The sequence below is a fragment of the Streptomyces silaceus genome (genome assembly GCF_001419745.1).
Lineage (GTDB): Bacteria > Actinomycetota > Actinomycetes > Streptomycetales > Streptomycetaceae > Streptomyces > Streptomyces silaceus.
Genome location: NZ_LIRJ01000394.1, coordinates 1 through 18492 on the forward strand (window position 1 = coordinate 1; position 18492 = coordinate 18492).

Here is an 18492-nt window from a genome sequence, read left to right on the forward strand (position 1 = left end):
CCTGGGCGCGGGCGAGCGCGGCGATCTGCCCGACGGCGGGTACCGCCTGGCCGCAGGCCGCGTCGACGGGCGGGACACCGTCGCCCTCGCGGGGACCGGCGAGGACGGCCTCTTCCACGGCGTGCAGACCCTGCGCCAGCTCAGCGGCGCGGACCGCGGCGGCCGCACGCTCCCCGGCGTACGGATCCGCGACTGGCCGGGCACCGCGGTGCGCGGCATGACCGAGGGCTTCTACGGCACACCCTGGACGCGCGAACAGCGCCTGGCCCAGCTCGACTTCATGGGCCGCACCAAGCAGAACCGCTACCTCTACGCCCCCGGCGACGACCTCTACCGCCAGGCCCGCTGGCGCGAGCCCTACCCGGCGGACCAGCGCGCGGACTTCCGCGCCCTGGCCGCGCGCGCGAAGGCCAACCACGTCACGCTCGCCTGGGCCGTCGCCCCGGGGCAGGCCATGTGCATGTCGTCGAAGAAGGACGTCAGGGACCTCACCCGCAAGATCGACGCGATGTGGGCGCTGGGTGTGCGCGCCTTCCAGCTGCAGTTCCAGGACGTCAGCTACAGCGAGTGGCACTGCGGGCAGGACGCGGAGACGTTCGGTTCGGGCCCGAAGGCGGCGGCGAAGGCACAGGCCGAGGTCGCCAACGCGGTCGCCGCGCACCTGGCCGCGCGCCACCCGGACGCGAAGCCGCTCTCCTTGATGCCGACGGAGTACTTCCAGGACGGCTCGACCGCGTACCGGGCGGCCCTCTCGCGCGACCTGGACCGCCGCGTGGAGGTGGCCTGGACGGGCGTCGGCGTCGTCCCCAAGACCATCACCGGGCGCGAACTGGCGGGCGCCCGGGAGGCGTTCGGCCCGCACCCGCTGGTCACGATGGACAACTACCCCGTCAACGACTTCGCGCAGGACCGTATCTTCCTCGGCCCCTACACCGGCCGCGAGCCGGCCGTCGCCACCGGCTCGGCCGCCCTCCTCGGCAACGCCATGGAGCAGCCCTCCGCGTCCCGCATCCCGCTGTTCACGGCCGCCGACTACGCCTGGAACCCGCGCGCCTACCGCCCCCACGAGTCCTGGCTCGCCGCGATCGACGACCTCGCGGGCGGCGACGCGAAGGCGCGGAGCGCGCTGCGGGCGCTGGCGGGCAACGACGCCTCGTCCGTGCTGGGCGCCGACGAGTCGGCGTATCTGCGGCCGCTCCTGGGCGAGTTCTGGGACGCGCGCACGACGACGGACCGGGCACGCGCCAAGGCGTCGGCGCAGCGGCTGCGCGCCGCGTTCACCGTGATGCGCGAGGCGCCCCTGCGCCTGGCCGACAGCCCGCTCGACGGTGAAGTGCGGCCCTGGATCGAGCAGTTGGCGCGCTACGGCGAGGCGGGCGAGCGGGCCGTCGACATGCTGCGCGCCCAGTCCGAGGGCGACGGCGCGGCCGCCTGGCGGGCCTCGCGCGCCCTGGCGGGGCTGCAGAAGGAGCTGCGGGCGAGCACGGCGACCGTCGGCGAGGGCGTGCTCGGCCCGTTCCTCTCGCGCGCGCAGAAGGCGTACGCGACGTGGGCGGGGACCACCGGCGAGCGGGCCTCGGACGGCGCGACGGCCCGGTTCGGGCGGGAGCGTCCGCTGGCCGCGGTGACCGCGCTGACCGACCCCGGCACGCACGGCGACGTCGAGGCGCACGTCCCCGGTCAGGGCTGGCGGCGCGTGGGCGCGCTCTCGGACAGCGGCTTCACGGAGATCGGGGCCGAGGACGTGCGCGCCGACGCGGTCCGTGTCGCGTCCGGCGACGGGACCGTCCGCCACCTCGTGCCCTGGTTCGCCGACGCCCCCGCCGCCCGGCTCGCGCTGGGCCGCACCGAGGCCGACGCGGAGATCGGCGGCGGCGCCCGGCGGGTCACGGCGGAGCTGCTCTCGCTGCGCCCCGGCGACGTACGCGGGAAGCTGCGGGCGAAGGCGCCCGGGGGCATCGAGGTGAAGGTCCCGGAGCAGTCCACGCTGCCGCGCGGCACCCGGGTCGACGTGCCGGTCGAGATCACGGTCCCGGCGGGCACCCGGGCGGGGATCTACGACATCCCGGTGAGCTTCGGCGACGAGACCCGCACGGTGTCCGTCCGCGCCTATCCCCGCACGGCGGGACCCGACCTGGCGCGCGGCGCGAAGGCGTCGTCGTCGGGCGACGAGACGAAGGACTTCCCGGCGTCGGCGGCGGTCGACGGCGATCCGGGGACCCGCTGGTCCTCGCCGGCGAAGGACGGCGCGTGGTGGCAGGCGGAGCTCGCGGAGCCGGTCAGGCTCGGGCAGGTCGTGCTGCGCTGGCAGGACGCGTACGCGGCGGGCTACCGGGTGCAGACGTCGTCGGACGGCCGGACCTGGCGCACGGCGGCGACCGTGCGGGACGGCAGGGGCGGCCGGGAGGCGGTCCGCATGGACGCGCGGGACACCCGCTTCATCCGGGTGCAGGGCGACGAGCGGGCCACGCGCTTCGGCTACTCGCTGTGGTCGGTCGAGGCGTACGCGGTCGCCGACGAGCGGTGACCGCGCACGCCACGCATGTGACGCACGCGACGTACGTACGGCAGGCGTGACGTACGTGCGTACAAGAAAGGCCCGGATCGGTTCCTAGGCGGAAATGCCGTCGATCCGGGCCATCGCGTCGTCCGCGCCGAACGGCTGCAGGTACGGCAGCCAGCGCGGATCCCTGTGTCCGGTCCCGATGATGCGCCAGGCGAGGCCCGAGGGCGGTGCGGGCTTGTGCCGCAGCCGCCAGCCGAGCTCCATGAGGTGCCGGTCGGCCTTGACGTGGTTGCAGCGGCGGCAGGACGCCACCACGTTGTCCCAGGCGTGCAGGCCGCCCCGGCTCTTGGGAATGACGTGGTCGACGCTGGTTGCGACGCCACCGCAGTACATGCACCGACCGCCGTCGCGGGCGAACAGGGCCCGTCTGGTCAGAGGAACGGGCCCCCTGTAAGGGACCCGGACGAACCGCTTGAGGCGGACCACGCTGGGTGCGGGGACGGTGCGTGTGGCGCTGTGCATGAAGGCGCCGGATTCCTCGAGGCAGAGAGCCTTGTTCTCCAGGACGAGGACGAGCGCGCGGCGGAGCGGTACGACGCCGAGGGGCTCGTACGACGCGTTGAGGACCAGGACATGCGGCACGGATGCCTCCTTGTACGCCGGCGGCGCGTGGCTCGCGCCGGGACGATCTGTAGCCAGTCTCCCCTCATGCCTGGTCGTAGCGCCAGCATGTGCCCGTAACGGCCTTGAAGTGTTTTCGACCACAGGGGGCGCGACCCCGTGTGGCGCGCGCTTCCTCCCCAGGTGAGCACTACCTCTCCTTCGAACATGACAACGATCCACACACAATGCCCCGTTAGTGTGGTGGGTCTGCCCGGTTCCCCCGGTTCTCTCTAGTTCACCGGGCAGGCCGCGACACCTGGAGGTATCTGCCGTGCTCTTGTCCGTCCTGTCGACAGCCGGAACGGACCCGGACGACACGTCGAAGCCGAAGACGCCCACTTTCGAGGACGCCCAGGAGAGCGCCACGAACGCGGCGAGCTGGGTCGAGCAGAACTGGTCCACCTGGCTGAGCATCGGGCTGCGCATCGTGCTGATCGTGGCCATAGCGGTCGTCCTGCGCGTCCTGGTCCGCCGGGCCATCACCAAGCTGATAGACCGCATGAACCGCACGGCGCAGGCGGTGGACGGGACGGCCCTCGGCGGCCTCCTGGTCAACGTGGAGCGCCGCCGCCAGCGCTCGCAGGCGATCGGCTCGGTGCTGCGCTCGGTGGCCTCCTTCCTGATCCTGGGCACGGCCGCGCTCATGATCCTCGGCACCTTCGAGATCAATCTGGCGCCGCTGCTGGCCTCCGCCGGTGTGGCGGGTGTCGCGATCGGTTTCGGCGCGCGGAACCTCGTCACGGACTTCCTCTCCGGCGTCTTCATGATCCTTGAGGACCAGTACGGCGTCGGCGACTCCATCGACGCGGGCGTCGCCTCCGGCGAGGTGATCGAGGTCGGCCTGCGCGTGACGAAGCTGCGCGGCGACAACGGCGAGATCTGGTACGTCCGCAACGGCGAGGTCAAGCGCATCGGCAACCTCTCCCAGGGCTGGTCCACGGCGGGCGTCGACGTGACGGTCCGCCCGGACGAGGACCTGGAGAAGGTCAAGGAGACCCTCACGGCGGTCGGCGAGTCCATGGCGAAGGACGAGCCGTGGAACGAGCGGCTGTGGGGCCCGGTGGAGATCCTCGGCCTGGACAGCGTGCTGCTCGACTCGATGGTGGTGCGGGTCTCCGCCAAGACGATGCCGGGCAAGTCCCTGGGCGTGGAGCGCGAGCTGCGCTGGCGCATCAAGAAGGCGTTCGACGAGGCGGGCATCCGCATCGTCGGCGGCCTCCCCGTCGCCGTGGAGGACGCCCCGGCCGACCCCACGGCCGGCATGTCGGCCCCCTCGGCCTACGCCTCGACGACGTCCCCCCAGTCCCTGGCGACGGCCCCGATACCGCCCCCGAACCTGGCGAAGTAGCGCGTACGCACCGAAGGGGGCGCCCGGAAGCACTCCGGGCGCCCCCTTCGCGTACGCCGGACGCGGCCCGGGAAGGAGCCCCGACGGAGCCCGGGAAGGGGCCCGCCACCGCCCGGGAAGGGGCTCCGGCGCACCCCGTGCAACACCCCGCCCCCACAGGTAACGACTTGGTTGCCGCGGGGGCGCCCGCTATTGACGGCCTCTTCACGCCAGCCGTACGGTCCTCACGAATTGGAAAGTTTCCTAACAGTTCATGGAAGCCCCCCGGCGATGAGGTCGCGGGGCCGGGGAGCCGAAAGGCGGGGGTCGTCATGGCAGCGGCAGGCAGCACTCCGGGGACACCGGGCACGCCACGCGTTCTGCGCGCCATGAACGACCGGGCCGTCCTGGACCTCCTGGTCGCCCACGGCCCCCTCACCCGCACCCGCATCGGCGAGCTGACCGGGCTCTCGAAGCCGACCACCTCCCAGCTCCTCGGGCGTCTGGAGGCCGCCGGGCTCGTCCACACCACCGGCAGCCTCAGCGGCCGCCCCGGTCCCAACGCGCTGCTGTACGAGATCGACCCGGGCGCCGGGCACGTCGCCGCGCTCTCCGCCGACCCGACCGGCATCACCGCCCTCGTCGCCGACATCACCGGCACCGTCCTCGGCCAGGCCCGCGTCGAGGCCGAGGCCGTCGCCGAGGACGTGCGCCACCGCACCGCCCAGCTGGTCGCGGAGGCCGTCGACGGCGCGCTGCGGCAGGCCGGGCTCGGCCACGACGACCTGCGGGCCGCGGTGATCGGCACCCCCGGCGCCATCGACCCGCACACCGGCCAGCTGCGCTACGCCCCGCACCTGCCGGGCTGGCACTCGCGGACGCTGCGCGACGACCTCGCCGCCGTCCTCGGCACCCCCGTCGACATCGAGAACGACGTGAACCTCGCCGCGGTCGCCGAGCAGTACGAGGGCGCCGCCCAGGACTTCGACAACTACGTGCTGACCTGGCTCGACGAGGGCGTCGGCGCCGCCATCGTGCTCGGCGGCACCCTGCTGCGCGGCGCCACCGGCGGCGCGGGCGAGATCGGCTACATGCCGCTGCCGGGCGCCCCGCTGGTGCGCGGCGGCTCGGCGGGCAGCGGCTCGGCGAGCGGCGGCGGTGACGGCGGCTTCGAGAGCCTGGTCTCCGCGTACGTCGTGCGCGAGCTCACCGGTGGCGGCGCGACGCTGGCGGAGGTCTTCGCCGACGACGCCGCGCTCGACGAGGTCGCCCGGCGCATCGCCACCGGCATCGCCGCCGTCGTCGCCGTCGTCGACCCCGAACTCGTCGTGCTGTCCGGCTCGGTGGCGCAGGCCGGCGGCGACAAGCTGCGCGTACGGGTCGAGGAGGAGCTGACCGGGCTCGCCCTGCCCCGCCCGCGGATCCGCATCAGCGAACTCGACGGCGACCCGATCCTCACGGGCGCCCTGCGCTCGGCCCTCACCCAGGCCCGCGACCAGGTCTTCGACACGGCCTGACCTCCCACTTCCCCAGCCACCTCCCCACCTCCCCTCCCCCGTAAAGGAAGTCCGCCATGCCGCGATGGCGCATGCCCACCTGCGCGTCCGCGGCGCTCGCCGCAGCCGGTCTGTTGCTCTCCGGCTGCGCCAACCCGAGCGTCGGCAGCGCGAACGACGACCCGACCAAGCCGGTCACCCTGAAGTTCTGGCACGGCTGGTCGACGCCCGGCGAGGTCAAGGCCGTCAACGACAGCATCGCCCGCTTCGAGAAGCTGCACCCGAACATCACGGTCGAGGCCACCGGGAACGTCTCCGACGAGACCGTCAACCAGGCCCTGCGGGCGGGCGGCGACAAGGCCCCGGACGTGGTGTCCTCCTTCACCACGAACAACGTGGGCCAGTACTGCGAATCCGGGATGTGGGCGAACCTCGACCCGTTCATGAAGAAGACCGGGCTCGACAAGAAGAAGGTCTTCCCCAAGACCCTCCTGGACTACACGAGTTACCGCGGCAGCCAGTGCGCCCTTCCGCTGCTCGCGGACGCCTACGGCATGTACTACAACAAGGACGCGTTCGAGGAGGCGGGCATCGAGCGCCCGCCGCGCACGATGTCCGAGTTCAAGAAGGTCGCCGAGAAGCTGACCGTGCGCAGCGGCAAGGACTCGTACAAGCGCGTCGGGTTCATGCCCAACTTCCGCTTCTACCAGAACAGTCCGGACCGGCTCTTCGCGCAGTGGGGTCCTCAGTACTTCGACGCCAAGGGCGACGCGCGGCTCGCCGACGACCCCTCGACGTACACGTTCTTCAAGACCGCGCGGCAACTCGCCGACGCACAGGGCGGATACGGCGACCTGGAGAGGTTCCGGCTGACCTTCGGCGACGAGATGTCCAGCCAGAACGCCTTCCTGACCGGCAAGGTCGCGATGCACCTGGACGGCGAGTGGCGCGGCCTGATGCTGGACGAGGCCAAGGCCGAGTTCGACTGGGACGTGGCGCCGCTGCCCGTCCCCGACGACCAGGCCGACACGTACGGACGCGGCTTCATCACCGGCACCGTCGCCGGCATCGCGCACAGCAGCAAGCACCAGAACGCCGCGTGGGAGCTGGTGCGGTTCCTGACCGCGGACACCGACCAGGTCGTGACGTTCGCGAACGCCATCCACAACGTGCCGTCCACGTTCGCGGCGCTCAAGTCACCGAAGCTGGACGCGGATCCGACCTTCCGGACCTTCTTCGACATCCTGGAGAACAAGCACAGCAAGGCCCTGCCGCCCTCCGTCAACGGCGGCGCCTACGTGGTCTCGCTCCAGGACTTCGCGTACTCCGTCGAGGCCGGGCGCGTGGGCGACCTGCGCAAGGGCCTGAAGAAGCTCGACGACCAGATCGACGCCGACACCCTCCAGTCGAAGAGCTGAGCGAGGAACCCGCCATGGCACTGTCACTCTCCAACCCCGCGCGCCGCAGACTGCGCACGCTCGGGTTCCTGTCCCCCTGGCTGGTCGGCTTCAGCGTCTTCTTCGCGTACCCGCTGATCGCCACCGTCTACTTCTCGTTCATGCACTACAACCAGATCAAGGAGCCCACCTTCGTGGGCCTCAGGAACTGGAAGTACGTGTTCCAGGACATGCCGCTGTTCGGGCCCGCCCTGTGGAACACCCTGTGGCTGGTCGTGATCATGGTGGCTCTGCGGGTGGTCTTCGGGCTCTCGCTCGGGCTGCTCATCACGAAGATCAAGACGGGCGTCGGCTTCTTCCGCACCGCCTTCTACCTGCCCTACCTCGCCCCGCCGGTGGCCGCCACCGTGGCCTTCGTCTTCCTGCTCAACCCGGGCACGGGCCCGGTCAACGAGATCCTCGGCGCCGTCGGGATCTCCGGGCCCAACTGGTTCAACGACCCGGACACCGCCAAGCCCTCGCTGGTGCTGCTCTCCCTGTGGGGCATCGGCGACCTGATGGTGATCTTCATGGCCGCGCTGCTCGACGTACCGAAGGAGCAGTACGAGGCGGCCGACCTGGACGGCGCCGGGCCCTGGGCCAAGTTCCGCTACGTCACCTGGCCCTCGATCACCCCGATCGTGATGTTCGCGGTGGTCACGGGCGTCGTGCAGACCATGCAGTACTACACGCAGGCCCTGGTCGCGGGGAAGGTCGCCTCCGGCGTCAACATCGGCCCCGGCTCGGTGATCCAGCCCGGCTACCCGGACCACTCGACCCTCACGGTTCCCCAGCTCGTCTACTCGATGGGCTTCCAGAACTTCAACACCGGTGCGGCGTGCGTTCTCTCGCTCGTGCTCTTCGCCATCGCCATGGCCGTGACGATGCTCCTGATGCGCAAGCGCTCCGGGCTGCTCGCGGCGGAGGACTGAGGACTTTCGATGACTTCCACGACCCTGAGCGCGCCCGCGCCCACACCCGAACGGACCGCCCCGGCCCGGGGCCCCGCCGCCGCCCGCGCCCGCCGCAAGCGCGCCCTGCACTGGATAGCCGTGCACAGCGTCGCGATCGCCGTCGCGCTGCTGTTCGTCCTGCCCTTCGTCTTCGTCTTCCTGACGTCGGTGATGAGCGACTCCCAGGCGATGAGCGGCGAACTGTGGCCCGACTCCTGGCACTGGTCCAACTACAAGGAGGTGTTCGAGACACCGGGCTTCCTGGACTGGTGGCGCAACTCGCTGATGTACGCGGGCCTCGGCACCCTCTTCACGGTCTGCTCGGCGATCCCCGTGGCGTACGCGCTCGCCAAGTTCCGCTTCCGCGGCCGGCGCACCGCGATGCTGCTCGTCATCTCGACGATGATGCTGCCGCCGCAGGTCATCGTGATCCCGATGTACCTGGTGTGGGCCCAGCAGTTCCACCTGTCGGGCACGCTGTGGCCGCTGATCATCCCGATGGCCTTCGGCGACGCCTACTCGATCTTCCTGCTGCGGCAGTTCCTCCTCACCATCCCCAAGGAGTACATCGAGTCGGCGAAGGTCGACGGCTGCGGCGAGTTCCGCACGCTCGTCAGGATCATCGTGCCGATGGCCAAGCCCGGCATCGCCGCCATCGCGCTCTTCCAGTTCTTCTACTGCTGGAACGACTACTTCGGGCCGCAGATCTACGCGGCCCAGAACCCCGGCGCCTGGACGCTCAGTTACGGCCTGGAGTCGTTCAAGAGCGCCCACAGCGTCAACTGGAACATGACGATGGCCGCGACGCTGCTCGTCATGGCGCCGGTCATCATCATCTTCTTCTTCGCACAGAAGGCCTTCGTCGAAGGCGTCACCCTCACCGGAGTAAAGGGCTGAGACACACCATGAAGCTCGCAGTGGTCGGCGGAGGGTCGACCTACACACCCGAACTCATCGACGGATTCGCGCGGTTGAGGGACACCCTGCCGATCGAGGAGCTGGTGCTCGTCGATCCGGCCGCCGACCGCCTGGAGCTGGTGGGCGGTCTCGCGCGGCGCATCTTCGCCAAGCAGGGCCACCCCGGCCGCATCGTCACCACCTCCGACGTGGACGCGGGCGTCGCGGACGCCGACGCGGTGCTGCTCCAGCTGCGCGTCGGCGGTCAGGCCGCCCGCAACCAGGACGAGACCTGGCCGCTGGAGTGCGGCTGCGTCGGCCAGGAGACCACCGGCGCCGGCGGCCTCGCCAAGGCGCTGCGCACGGTCCCCGTCGTCCTCGACATCGCCGAGCGCGTCCGCCGCACCAACCCGAACGCCTGGATCATCGACTTCACCAACCCGGTGGGCATCGTCACGCGGGCGCTGCTCCAGGCCGGACACAAGGCCGTCGGCCTGTGCAACGTGGCGATCGGCTTCCAGCGCAAGTTCGCCAGGCTCCTCGACGTGGCGCCGGGGCAGGTGCACCTCGACCACGTGGGCCTCAACCACCTCACGTGGGAGACGGGCGTACGCCTCGGGGGCCCGGAGGGCGAGGACGTGCTGCCCGCACTCCTGGAGCAGCACGGCGACGCCGTCGCCGAGGACCTGCACATGCCGCGCGCGATCGTCGACCGGCTCGGCGTCGTGCCCTCGTACTACCTGCGCTACTACTACCAGCACGACGCCGTGGTCGAGGAGCTGAGGACCAAGCCGTCGCGGGCCTCCGAAGTGGCCGAGATGGAGCGCACGCTCCTGGAGATGTACGGCGACCCGGCCCTCGACGAGAAGCCGGAGCTGCTCGCCAAGCGCGGCGGCGCCTTCTACTCGGAGGCGGCCGTGGACCTCGCCGCCTCGCTCCTGGGCGGGGGCGGCAGCCCCTACCAGGTGGTCAACACCGCCAACAACGGCACGCTGCCGTTCCTGCCGGACGACGCGGTCATCGAGGTGCAGGCCTCGGTGGACGGCAAGGGCGCCCGGCCGCTCGCGGTGCCGCGGCTGGACCCGCTGTTCGCGGGCCTGATCGCGAACGTCACCGGCTACGAGGACCTGGCCCTGGACGCCGCGCTGCGCGGTGGCCGCGACCGCGTCTTCAAGGCGCTGCTCGCGCACCCGCTGATCGGCCAGTACGCGTACGCCGAGCAGCTCACCGACAGCCTGATCGCGCACAACCGGGAGCACCTGGCGTGGGCGTAGGCACGAGCGTGCTCGCGATCGACGCGGGCAACAGCAAGACCGACGTCGCGGTGGTCGCGGCCGACGGGCGGATCGTCGGCGCGGCCCGCGGCGGCGGGTTCCAGCCGCCGCAGGTCGGGATCGAGACCGCGGTGGACGTCCTCGCGGACGCGGTGACGCGGGCGTTCGCCGAGGCGGGCACCGACGCGGTGGGCCATGTCTCCGCGTGCCTGGCCAACGCCGATCTCCCCGTCGAGGAGCGGGAGCTGGCCGACGCGCTGCGGCAGCGCGCGTGGGGCGCCTCCGTCGACGTGCGCAACGACACCTTCGCCATCCTGCGCGCCGGGCTCCTGGAGGACGCCGAGCCGCGCGGCGTGGCCGTGGTGTGCGGCGCGGGCATCAACTGCGTCGGCATGCTGCCCGACGGACGCACCGCCCGCTTCCCCGCCATCGGCCGGATCTCCGGCGACTGGGGCGGGGGCGGCGGACTCGCCGAGGAGGCCCTCTGGTTCGCGGCACGGGCCGAGGACGGCCGCGGCGGGGCGACGGCGCTGCGCGAGGCGCTGCCCGCGCACTTCGGGCTGCCGTCCATGTACGCGCTGATCGAGGCGCTGCACCTGGGCCGCATCGCCCCGGCGCGGCGGCACGAGCTGACGCCGGTCCTGTTCGACACGGCCGCGGCGGGCGACGCCGTGGCGCGCTCGCTGGTGGACCGCATGGCCGACGAGGTCGTCGCGCTGGCGGGCGTGGCCCTGGACCGCCTCGGCCTGCTCGACGAGGAGGCGCCGGTGCTGCTCGGCGGCAGCGTGCTCGCCGCCCGCCACCCCCAACTGGACGACCGGATAAGGGAGTTGCTGGCCGAGCGGGCGCCCAAGGCGGAGCCCCGGGTGGTCACCGCCCGGCCCGTGCTCGGCGCGGCGCTGCTCGGGCTCGACCAGGTGGGCGCGGCCACCGAGGTGCACGCGCGCGTGCGGGCCCACTACGAACGGCCGGCGGCCGACGAGACCGCCGCCGCCTCCGTCTCCGCTGACGGAGGCGGCGCGCGCGGCCGTTGACGGCTTCCCGCCCGCGCCGTGGGCGCGGGCGGGAACCGAAACCCCCTCAATCTCGTGTACATGGGCAGGGATCCGAACAAGATCGAGTCAAGGCCTGTGCGGATGTCAGTCCCTGCGGCAATACTTGCGGCCGTGCACTTCTTCCCGCGCTGCGCGCGCCGGGCGGAAGAACCGTCCGGAGACCCGAGGGGGAGGTCGAGGTCAAGGTGACAAATCCGCCGAACGGCAGCGCGGTGCCACCGGGTCCGCCCGGACCGGCGCCGAGCCCGCCGGGGCAGGCACCGGCACCACCCGCACCGGCCGCACCACCCGCGCCGACGATGCCCACCGTGCCGCCGCAGGCACCGGGCACCGCACCCGCGGCACCGGCCGCGCCGGCCGCCGTCGCCGAGCGCCGCACCGCCTGGTCCGAGGGCGTCGACCGGCTGCGGGCCGGCGCGACCACCGAGCCGGGCCGGCTGCGCATCATCGGTGCCGTACTGGCCCTGCTCGTCGTCGCGTTCGGCGGAATCACCACCTGGCAGATGACGGACCGCGCGGCCGCGGCCGACGACGTGCTGCACCGCAGCCAGCCGCTGAGCGCCGCCGCCGCGGCCATCTACCGCTCGCTGGCCGACGCCAACACCGCGGCGTCCAGCGGCTTCCTCGCGGGCGGCCAGGAGCCCCCCGCCGTCCGCGCGCGCTACGAGCGCGACATCGAGCGGGCCTCCGAGAAGCTCGCGACCGCGGCGTCGAACGCGGGCGCGGACTCCTCGTCCGCGGCAGCCGTCGCCAAGCTGAACAAGCTCCTGCCCCAGTACACCGGCCTGATCGAGCGCGCCCGCGCCAACAACCGCCAGGGCCTGCCGCTCGGCGGCGCCTACCTGCGGTACGCGAACGCCACGATGCAGACGCAGATGCTCCCGGCCGCCGAGAAGCTCTACAAGGCGGAGAACGAGCGGCTGAGCGACGACTACGGCAACGCCAAGCCGTACCCGTGGTTCGCCATCGCCCTCGGCCTCCTCGCGCTCGGCGGTCTCGCCTGGGCCCAGCGCCGCAACTACCGCAGGACGAACCGCGTGTTCAACCACGGCCTGCTCGCCGCGACGGCCGCCGCGACCGTCGTGCTGCTCTGGCTGGTCGTCGGCCACACCTTCGCGCGCTCGGGGCTCAATGACTCCTACGACAACGGCGTCCGCTCGCTGAACGTGCTCAACGACGCCCGGATCAGCTCCCTGAAGGCCCGGGGCAACGAGAACCTCACGCTGGTCAGCCGCGGCGCGGAGACCACCGACGTGGGCGGCGAGACGAAGGACAAGTTCGACGTCGCGTACCGCGCGCAGATGAAGCAGCTGGGCGACGCGAAGAACGGCCTGCTCGGCGAGGCCATCGCCCTCGCCGACGACGGCGCGGGCAAGAACCCGGTCGCCGAGGCCGTGAAGAACGTGGGCGTGTGGCAGGACCGGCACAAGGTGGCGCGCGCCAGCGACGACTCCGGTGACTACCAGGGCGCGCTCGACAAGGTCATCGGCGCCAAGGACAAGGCACCGACCGGCGAGTGCTTCGACAACGTGGACGCGGCGCTCGACAAGGCCCTGGCCCATGAGCAGGCCGAGTTCAAGCAGGCCGCCGAGGACGGCAGGGGCGCGATGAGCGGACTGCCGGTCGGCGCCGCCGTGCTGGCGTTCCTCGCCGCGGCGGGCGCCGTCCTCGGCATCGGCCGCCGGCTTTCGGAGTACCGGTGAGGAGGGCCGAGATGGGGACGGCCGAGGCGGAAGGGGGCGTACGGCGCATGCGGACACGACGTGGCACGACCTGGCCGCGCGGCTGGGGCGGTCTCGGGGCGATGGGGCTCGCCTGCGCCCTGACGGGGACGCTGGTCCTGGCCCTGCCGCGGCACGACGCCGCCGACGGCGGCACGGCGGACCGGGGCGGGTCCGGCACCACGGTGGTCACGTCCGCCCGGGCGGACGCCGACGACTGCAACGACCGCAGCCCGAGCCCCTCGCCCAAGGACGGCCCGACGATCGAGAAGATCAAGAACCGCGAGGTCAAGAAGCTGATCGTCGGCGTCGACCAGAACAGCTACCGCTGGGGCTACCGCGACCCGAACAAGAAGGGCGGCGAGCTGGAGGGCTTCGACATCGACCTGGCGCACCGGATCGCGAAGGAGATCTTCGGCGACCCGGACGCCGTCGTGTTCCGCGCCATCCCCACCAACCAGCGCATCCCCGCGCTCAAGAGCGGGCAGGTCGACATGGTCGTCCGCACCATGACGATCAACTGCGACCGCCTCGCCGACGTCGACTTCTCCACCGGGTACTTCGAGACGGGCCAGCAGGTGCTCGCCCCCAAGAAGTCCTCGATCACGGGCTACAACCCGACGCTCGCGGGCAAGAAGGTCTGCTCCGCGTCCGGTTCGATCGCCGAGGAAGAACTCAAGAAGAAGAACTACGGCGCCGACATCTCCACCACGGTCCCCAACCAGCTCGACTGCCTGGTGCGGCTGCAGCTCGGCGAGGTGGACGCCGTGGTGACCGACAGCGCGCTCGCCGCGGGCCAGGCCGCGCAGGACCCGACGGTGGAGCTCAAGGGCGAGGAGCCGTTCACCACCGAGCACTACGGCGTGGCGATGAAGAAGGGCTCGGAGGACCTGGTGCGCCGGGTCAACAAGGTCCTGGCCGACTTCCGCGAGGACGAGGCGAACGGCTGGGAGAAGTCCTACGACACGTGGCTGAAGAAGGGCCTCGGCACCTCGCCGGGCCCCCCGAAGCCCGAGTACCGCGACTGACCACGACCGACATGGAGCGGACGACCGAGCTGATACGACGGAACAGTCATGGCAACGCAGAGCGAAGAGGTGATCGATGAGCGTCGCGGGACCCCCCGGTCCGGTGATGGACCGGGACGAGGTGGACCGTGCGCTGGCGCGGCTCGACGCCGAGCACGAGGCGATCGAGACCTCGCTCCTCGCCCTCCAGGACCACGCGGGACGCCGTCTCCTCGAAGGCGCCGAGCTGACCGGCGTCACCCAGGAGCGCTGGGCGGCCACGGAGGGCCGGATCACCCTGCTGTGGGCCTACTTCGACGCGTACGCGGGCGCGCTGCGCACCGCGCACGAGACGCGCGACCGCAGGCGCTGGCCCAGCCGTGACGACCTCGTGGAGCTCACCGAGCTGCTGCGCGGCGAGTCGGTGACCGTCGCGGGCGGCTCCGCGGCCGGTCCGGGCGGCTCGCTCACCGGGCCCGCGCGGCTCACCGAGCGCTTCACCCTCGAAGAGCTGGTCTCTCGTATGAACGACCTGTACGCGGACTCCCTGGACATGGTCGTCGCCGCCGACGCGGTGTGGTCGGCGCTGCCCGCCCGCATCGACCTGCTCGCCGCCGAGCTGGCCCGCACCCGTCAGCTCGCGCACTCCGTGGGCGTACGGCCGGGCGAGCACCCCTCGGGCGACGACCTGGAGCGCATCACGCGCACCCTGACGGCGCTGCGCGAGCAGGTGGTGTCCGATCCGCTGGCCTTCTGGCAGCGCGCGGAGGGCAGTTCGGCGCCGGGCGGCGGCCGTCCCGCCACCGACCGCTACGACCGCGAGGCGCGCGCCCTGGAGGAGGTGCGCCGCGAGATCGAGGCGGTGCTCACCGTCCGCCAGGACGCCGAGGCGCGCCTCGGCCGGCTGCGCGACGTGCTCTCGCGCGCGGACCGCACGCTCGCGGAGGCCAGGAACGCCCGCGGGGAGGTCCTCGCGAAGATCGCCGCCTCCGAGGTGCCCGCGGTCAGCGGCCCGCCGACCGCGCTGCAGGAACAGCTGGCGATGGCCGCGGACTACCGCAGGCACGCGCAGTGGCACCGGCTCTCGCCGCTCCTGGAGTCCCTGGAGCAGAAGGCCGAGGACGAACTGCTGCGCGCCCGCGAGTCGTTGACCGCCGTGACGGCGCCGCTCGCGGTCCGCGCGGAGCTGCGCGGCCGGCTGGACGCGTACAAGGCGAAGGTCGCCCGGCTCGGCCACGCCGAGGACCCGCTCCTGATCGAGCGGTACGACGCGGCGCGCCGCATGCTGTGGAGCGCGCCCTGCGACCTGCGCGTGGCCGAGCAGGCGGTGCTGCGCTATCAGCAGGCCGCCGCGGAGGTGCTCGCGCCGAGGATCCCGCAGCAGGGCGGGACCACCGACCGGAGGGGGGACACATGAGCCAGCGACAGTGCCAGCGGCCCGGTTGCACGGGTTCGTACGAGGACGTCGGCGGCGGCGAGCTGTACTGCGACACCTGCGGCCTCGCCCCGGTCGTCGCGCCGAACGGCATGGTGGGTTCGTCGCCGACCGGCATCACCGCCGGCGGCCGGGGGTCCCGGGGGTCCGGCAGCGCGAGCGGCCGCTCCTCGTCGCGGTCGTCCTCGCGCTCGTCCCGGTCGGCGCGCTCGCAGTCCTCGCGCCGTTCGGTGTCCGGGCGGCTCTCCCGTTCCCTGTCGGGCAGTTCGACGTCCCGCTCGGTGTCGGTGCGCAGTTCGGGGTCGTCGACGGGGTCCTCGCGCGGGCGCCTGGGCGTGGGCCTGGTCGAGGTGCCGGACGTGCCGCGCCCCGACCCGCGCGGCGCGGTCCAGCAGAACCCCGAGGTGCCCGAGCGGAAGCGGTTCTGCTCGCGCTCGGACTGCGGGGCGCAGGTGGGGCGTGCGCGCGGTGACCGGCCGGGCCGCACCGAGGGGTTCTGCACCAAGTGCGGCCACCCCTACTCGTTCGTGCCGAAGCTGAACCCGGGCGACATCGTGCACGGCCAGTACGAGGTCGTGGGCTGTCTGGCGCACGGCGGGCTCGGCTGGGTCTATCTGGCCATCGACCGCGCGGTGTCGGACCGCTGGGTGGTCCTCAAGGGCCTGCTCGACACGGGCGACCAGGACGCGATGGCCGCCGCGATCTCCGAGCGCCGCTTCCTCGCCGAGATCGAGCACTCCAACATCGTCCGGATCTACAACTTCGTCGAGCACCTCGACCAGCGCACCGGCTCCATGGACGGCTACATCGTCATGGAGTACGTCGGCGGCAAGTCCCTGAAGGAGATCGCCAACGGCCGCCGCACCGCCGAGGGCCGGCGCGATCCGCTGCCGGTCGAGCAGGCCTGCGCGTACGGCATCGAGGCCCTGGAGGCGCTCGGGCATCTGCACAGCCGCAATCTGCTGTACTGCGACTTCAAGGTCGACAACGCCATCCAGACCGAGGGCCAGCTCAAGGTCATCGACATGGGCGCGGTCCGCAGGATGGACGACGACGAGTCCGCGATCTACGGCACGGTCGGCTACCAGGCCCCCGAAGTCGCCGAGGTGGGGCCCTCGGTGGCCTCCGACCTCTACACGGTCGCCCGCACCCTCGCGGTCCTGACCTTCGACTTCCAGGGCTATACGAACGTGTTCGTGGACTCCCTGCCCGACCCCGACAACATCGAGGTCTTCCGGAAGTACGAGTCGTTCTACCGCCTCCTGGTCCGGGCCACGGACCCGGATCCGGCCCGCCGCTTCGCCTCCGCGCAGGAGATGGCCGAGCAGCTCACGGGGGTCCTGCGGGAGGTCGTGGCGCTCCAGACGGGGCGGCCGCGGCCCGCGCTGTCCACCCTGTTCGGGCCCGAGGTGAAGGTGACGGACACGGAGCTGTTCGCGGAGCTGTCCGGGGACGTGTCGCGGCTCGGGGCGCGCCCCCTGGCCCCGGCGGGCTCCAACGGCCATCCGGAGCTGCCGCCCGCCGCCCCGGCCGAGGCCGCGCTCGTGCGTCCGCTGGAGTCCGCGGCGACGGCCCTGGCCCTGCCGGTGCCCCGCGTCGACCCGGGCGATCCGAACGCCGGGTTCCTGGCCGGTCTCATCGCCTCCGCGCCCGCCGAGCTGATCTCCGCGCTCCGGGCCGCGCCCGCCGACTCGGTGGAGCTCCAGCTGCGCGGCCTGCGCGCCCGGCTCGCCATGGGTGAGCTGACGCCCGCCGCCGAGGCGCTCGCCGAGCTGGAGCGACAGCGTCCGGACGACTGGCGGGTGGTCTGGTACCGGGGCGTGGCGGCCCTGGCGACCGGCGACTTCGAGAACGCGGCGCTGTCCTTCGACGCGGTCTACGACGCGTTCCCCGGCGAGCCCGCGCCGAAGCTGGCGCTCGGCGTCTGCGCGGAGGTCCTCGGCCAGCTCGACAACGCCGCCGAGTACTACCGCCTGGTGTGGACGACCGACCCGAGCTATGTGAGCGCCGCGTTCGGTCTGGCCCGGGTGCAGCTCGCCTCCGACGACAGGCCCGGTGCCGTGCGCACCCTGGAGTCGGTGCCGGAGTCCTCCATCCACTACACCGCGGCCCGGGTGGCGGCGGTGCGGGCGCGGCTCAGGTGGCGCCTGTCCGCGGGCGCCACGGCCTCGCCGGGCACGGCCTTCCTGGACGAGCTGACGGCCGCCGCGGGGCAGATCGAGGCGCTCGCCGGATTCGGTCTCGACGCGGTGCGCAGGGAGCGTCTGTCGACCGAGGTTCTGGGGACGGCGCTCGACTGGGTACTCTCCGGTAGGCACTCTGGTCACGCCTCCGCGCCGCCGGCCGCCACCGGCGCGCGGACCGTACTGCTCGGCAGCGACCTGGACGAGCGCGGTCTCCGGTTCGGTCTGGAGCGTTCGTACCGGACACTGGCCCGGCTCGCTCAGGGTGGCGAGGAGAGGATCGAACTGGTGGAGCGGGCCAACCGTTTCCGCCCCCGGACGTGGGTGTGAGTATGTCGCAGATGCCCCAGCTGTCTGCCTGCCCCAGCTGTGAGGAGCCGCTGGAGTCGGGTGACCTGTTTTGCGGAGCGTGCGGGTTCGACCTGTCGGCCGTACCGGCGCGCCCCGAGGTGTCGCCCAACGGCGCCGCCGGGCCCGCCGGTGACCCCGGCGCCGCGAACGGGCAGCCCGCGCAGTGGCCGGTCGCCCCGGACGTCGAC

The 18492-nt window shown here is 72.4% G+C and carries 13 protein-coding genes and 1 pseudogene; 13 read left to right on the top strand and 1 reads right to left on the bottom strand.

Annotated elements, in window-relative coordinates:
- The coding region (locus tag AOK22_RS31145; protein WP_055702066.1) for a glycoside hydrolase family 84 protein at positions 1–2527 on the top strand (2527 nt) is incomplete at its 5' end.
- 84 nt (positions 2528–2611) lie between these two features.
- Here AOK22_RS31145 and AOK22_RS31150 read toward each other — a convergent pair.
- Positions 2612–3148: an HNH endonuclease gene (locus AOK22_RS31150; RefSeq protein ID WP_055702067.1), complete on the bottom strand. Its 537-nt coding sequence runs from the start codon at positions 3146–3148 to the stop codon at positions 2612–2614.
- 292 nt (positions 3149–3440) lie between these two features.
- On the opposite strand from AOK22_RS31150, the gene AOK22_RS31155 reads away from it, so the two are divergent.
- The 12 genes and pseudogenes from AOK22_RS31155 to AOK22_RS43120 all read left to right on the top strand — a co-directional run.
- Positions 3441–4517, top strand: coding sequence for a mechanosensitive ion channel family protein (locus tag AOK22_RS31155; RefSeq protein WP_162290771.1), 1077 nt, complete (start codon positions 3441–3443; stop codon positions 4515–4517).
- A gap of 311 nt (positions 4518–4828) precedes the next feature.
- Positions 4829–6013 carry an ROK family transcriptional regulator gene (locus AOK22_RS31160; RefSeq protein ID WP_055702068.1) on the top strand — a complete coding sequence of 395 codons (1185 nt, stop codon included), beginning with the start codon at positions 4829–4831 and terminating at the stop codon, positions 6011–6013.
- Between the two features lie 56 nt (positions 6014–6069).
- On the top strand, positions 6070–7410 hold the full coding sequence (locus AOK22_RS31165; protein ID WP_055702069.1) for an ABC transporter substrate-binding protein: 1341 nt from the start codon (positions 6070–6072) through the stop codon (positions 7408–7410).
- 14 nt (positions 7411–7424) lie between these two features.
- The gene (locus AOK22_RS31170; RefSeq protein ID WP_055702070.1) at positions 7425–8360 is read left to right on the top strand and encodes a carbohydrate ABC transporter permease; all 936 of its coding nucleotides are present in this window, start codon (positions 7425–7427) and stop codon (positions 8358–8360) included.
- 9 nt (positions 8361–8369) lie between these two features.
- Positions 8370–9278 carry a carbohydrate ABC transporter permease gene (locus AOK22_RS31175; protein ID WP_055702071.1) on the top strand — a complete coding sequence of 303 codons (909 nt, stop codon included), beginning with the start codon at positions 8370–8372 and terminating at the stop codon, positions 9276–9278.
- Positions 9279–9286: 8 nt separating this feature from the next.
- Entirely contained in the window at positions 9287–10552 is a 1266-nt protein-coding gene (locus AOK22_RS31180) for a 6-phospho-beta-glucosidase (protein ID WP_055702072.1), read from the top strand.
- On the top strand, positions 10543–11586 hold the full coding sequence (locus AOK22_RS31185; RefSeq protein ID WP_055702073.1) for an N-acetylglucosamine kinase: 1044 nt from the start codon (positions 10543–10545) through the stop codon (positions 11584–11586). The genes AOK22_RS31180 and AOK22_RS31185 overlap by 10 nt, the downstream gene beginning before the upstream one ends.
- A 320-nt stretch (positions 11587–11906) precedes the next feature.
- Positions 11907–13310, top strand: a complete 1404-nt coding sequence (locus AOK22_RS31190; protein WP_055702074.1) for a hypothetical protein — start codon at positions 11907–11909, stop codon at positions 13308–13310.
- A 47-nt stretch (positions 13311–13357) separates the two neighbouring features.
- Positions 13358–14356: a glutamate ABC transporter substrate-binding protein gene (locus AOK22_RS31195; RefSeq protein WP_055702079.1), complete on the top strand. Its 999-nt coding sequence runs from the start codon at positions 13358–13360 to the stop codon at positions 14354–14356.
- Positions 14357–14432: 76 nt separating this feature from the next.
- A complete protein-coding gene (locus AOK22_RS31200) occupies positions 14433–15752 on the top strand; it encodes a coiled-coil domain-containing protein (RefSeq protein ID WP_055702075.1) in 1320 nt (439 codons plus the stop codon).
- Positions 15749–18283, top strand: coding sequence for a serine/threonine-protein kinase (locus AOK22_RS31205; protein WP_055702076.1), 2535 nt, complete (start codon positions 15749–15751; stop codon positions 18281–18283). The genes AOK22_RS31200 and AOK22_RS31205 overlap by 4 nt, the downstream gene beginning before the upstream one ends.
- 2 nt (positions 18284–18285) lie before the next feature.
- Positions 18286–18492: pseudogene (locus tag AOK22_RS43120) on the top strand (serine/threonine-protein phosphatase); the annotation flags it as partial.

Coding starts and splice junctions, on each gene's coding strand:
- AOK22_RS31160 (WP_055702068.1), top strand. CDS start 4,829: ATGGCAGCGGCAGGCAGCACTCCGGGGACACCGGGCACGCCACGCGTT.
- AOK22_RS31170 (WP_055702070.1), top strand. CDS start 7,425: ATGGCACTGTCACTCTCCAACCCCGCGCGCCGCAGACTGCGCACGCTC.
- AOK22_RS31175 (WP_055702071.1), top strand. CDS start 8,370: ATGACTTCCACGACCCTGAGCGCGCCCGCGCCCACACCCGAACGGACC.
- AOK22_RS31180 (WP_055702072.1), top strand. CDS start 9,287: ATGAAGCTCGCAGTGGTCGGCGGAGGGTCGACCTACACACCCGAACTC.
- AOK22_RS31195 (WP_055702079.1), top strand. CDS start 13,358: ATGCGGACACGACGTGGCACGACCTGGCCGCGCGGCTGGGGCGGTCTC.
- AOK22_RS31200 (WP_055702075.1), top strand. CDS start 14,433: ATGAGCGTCGCGGGACCCCCCGGTCCGGTGATGGACCGGGACGAGGTG.
- AOK22_RS31190 (WP_055702074.1), top strand. CDS start 11,907: ATGCCCACCGTGCCGCCGCAGGCACCGGGCACCGCACCCGCGGCACCG.
- AOK22_RS31205 (WP_055702076.1), top strand. CDS start 15,749: ATGAGCCAGCGACAGTGCCAGCGGCCCGGTTGCACGGGTTCGTACGAG.
- AOK22_RS31165 (WP_055702069.1), top strand. CDS start 6,070: ATGCCGCGATGGCGCATGCCCACCTGCGCGTCCGCGGCGCTCGCCGCA.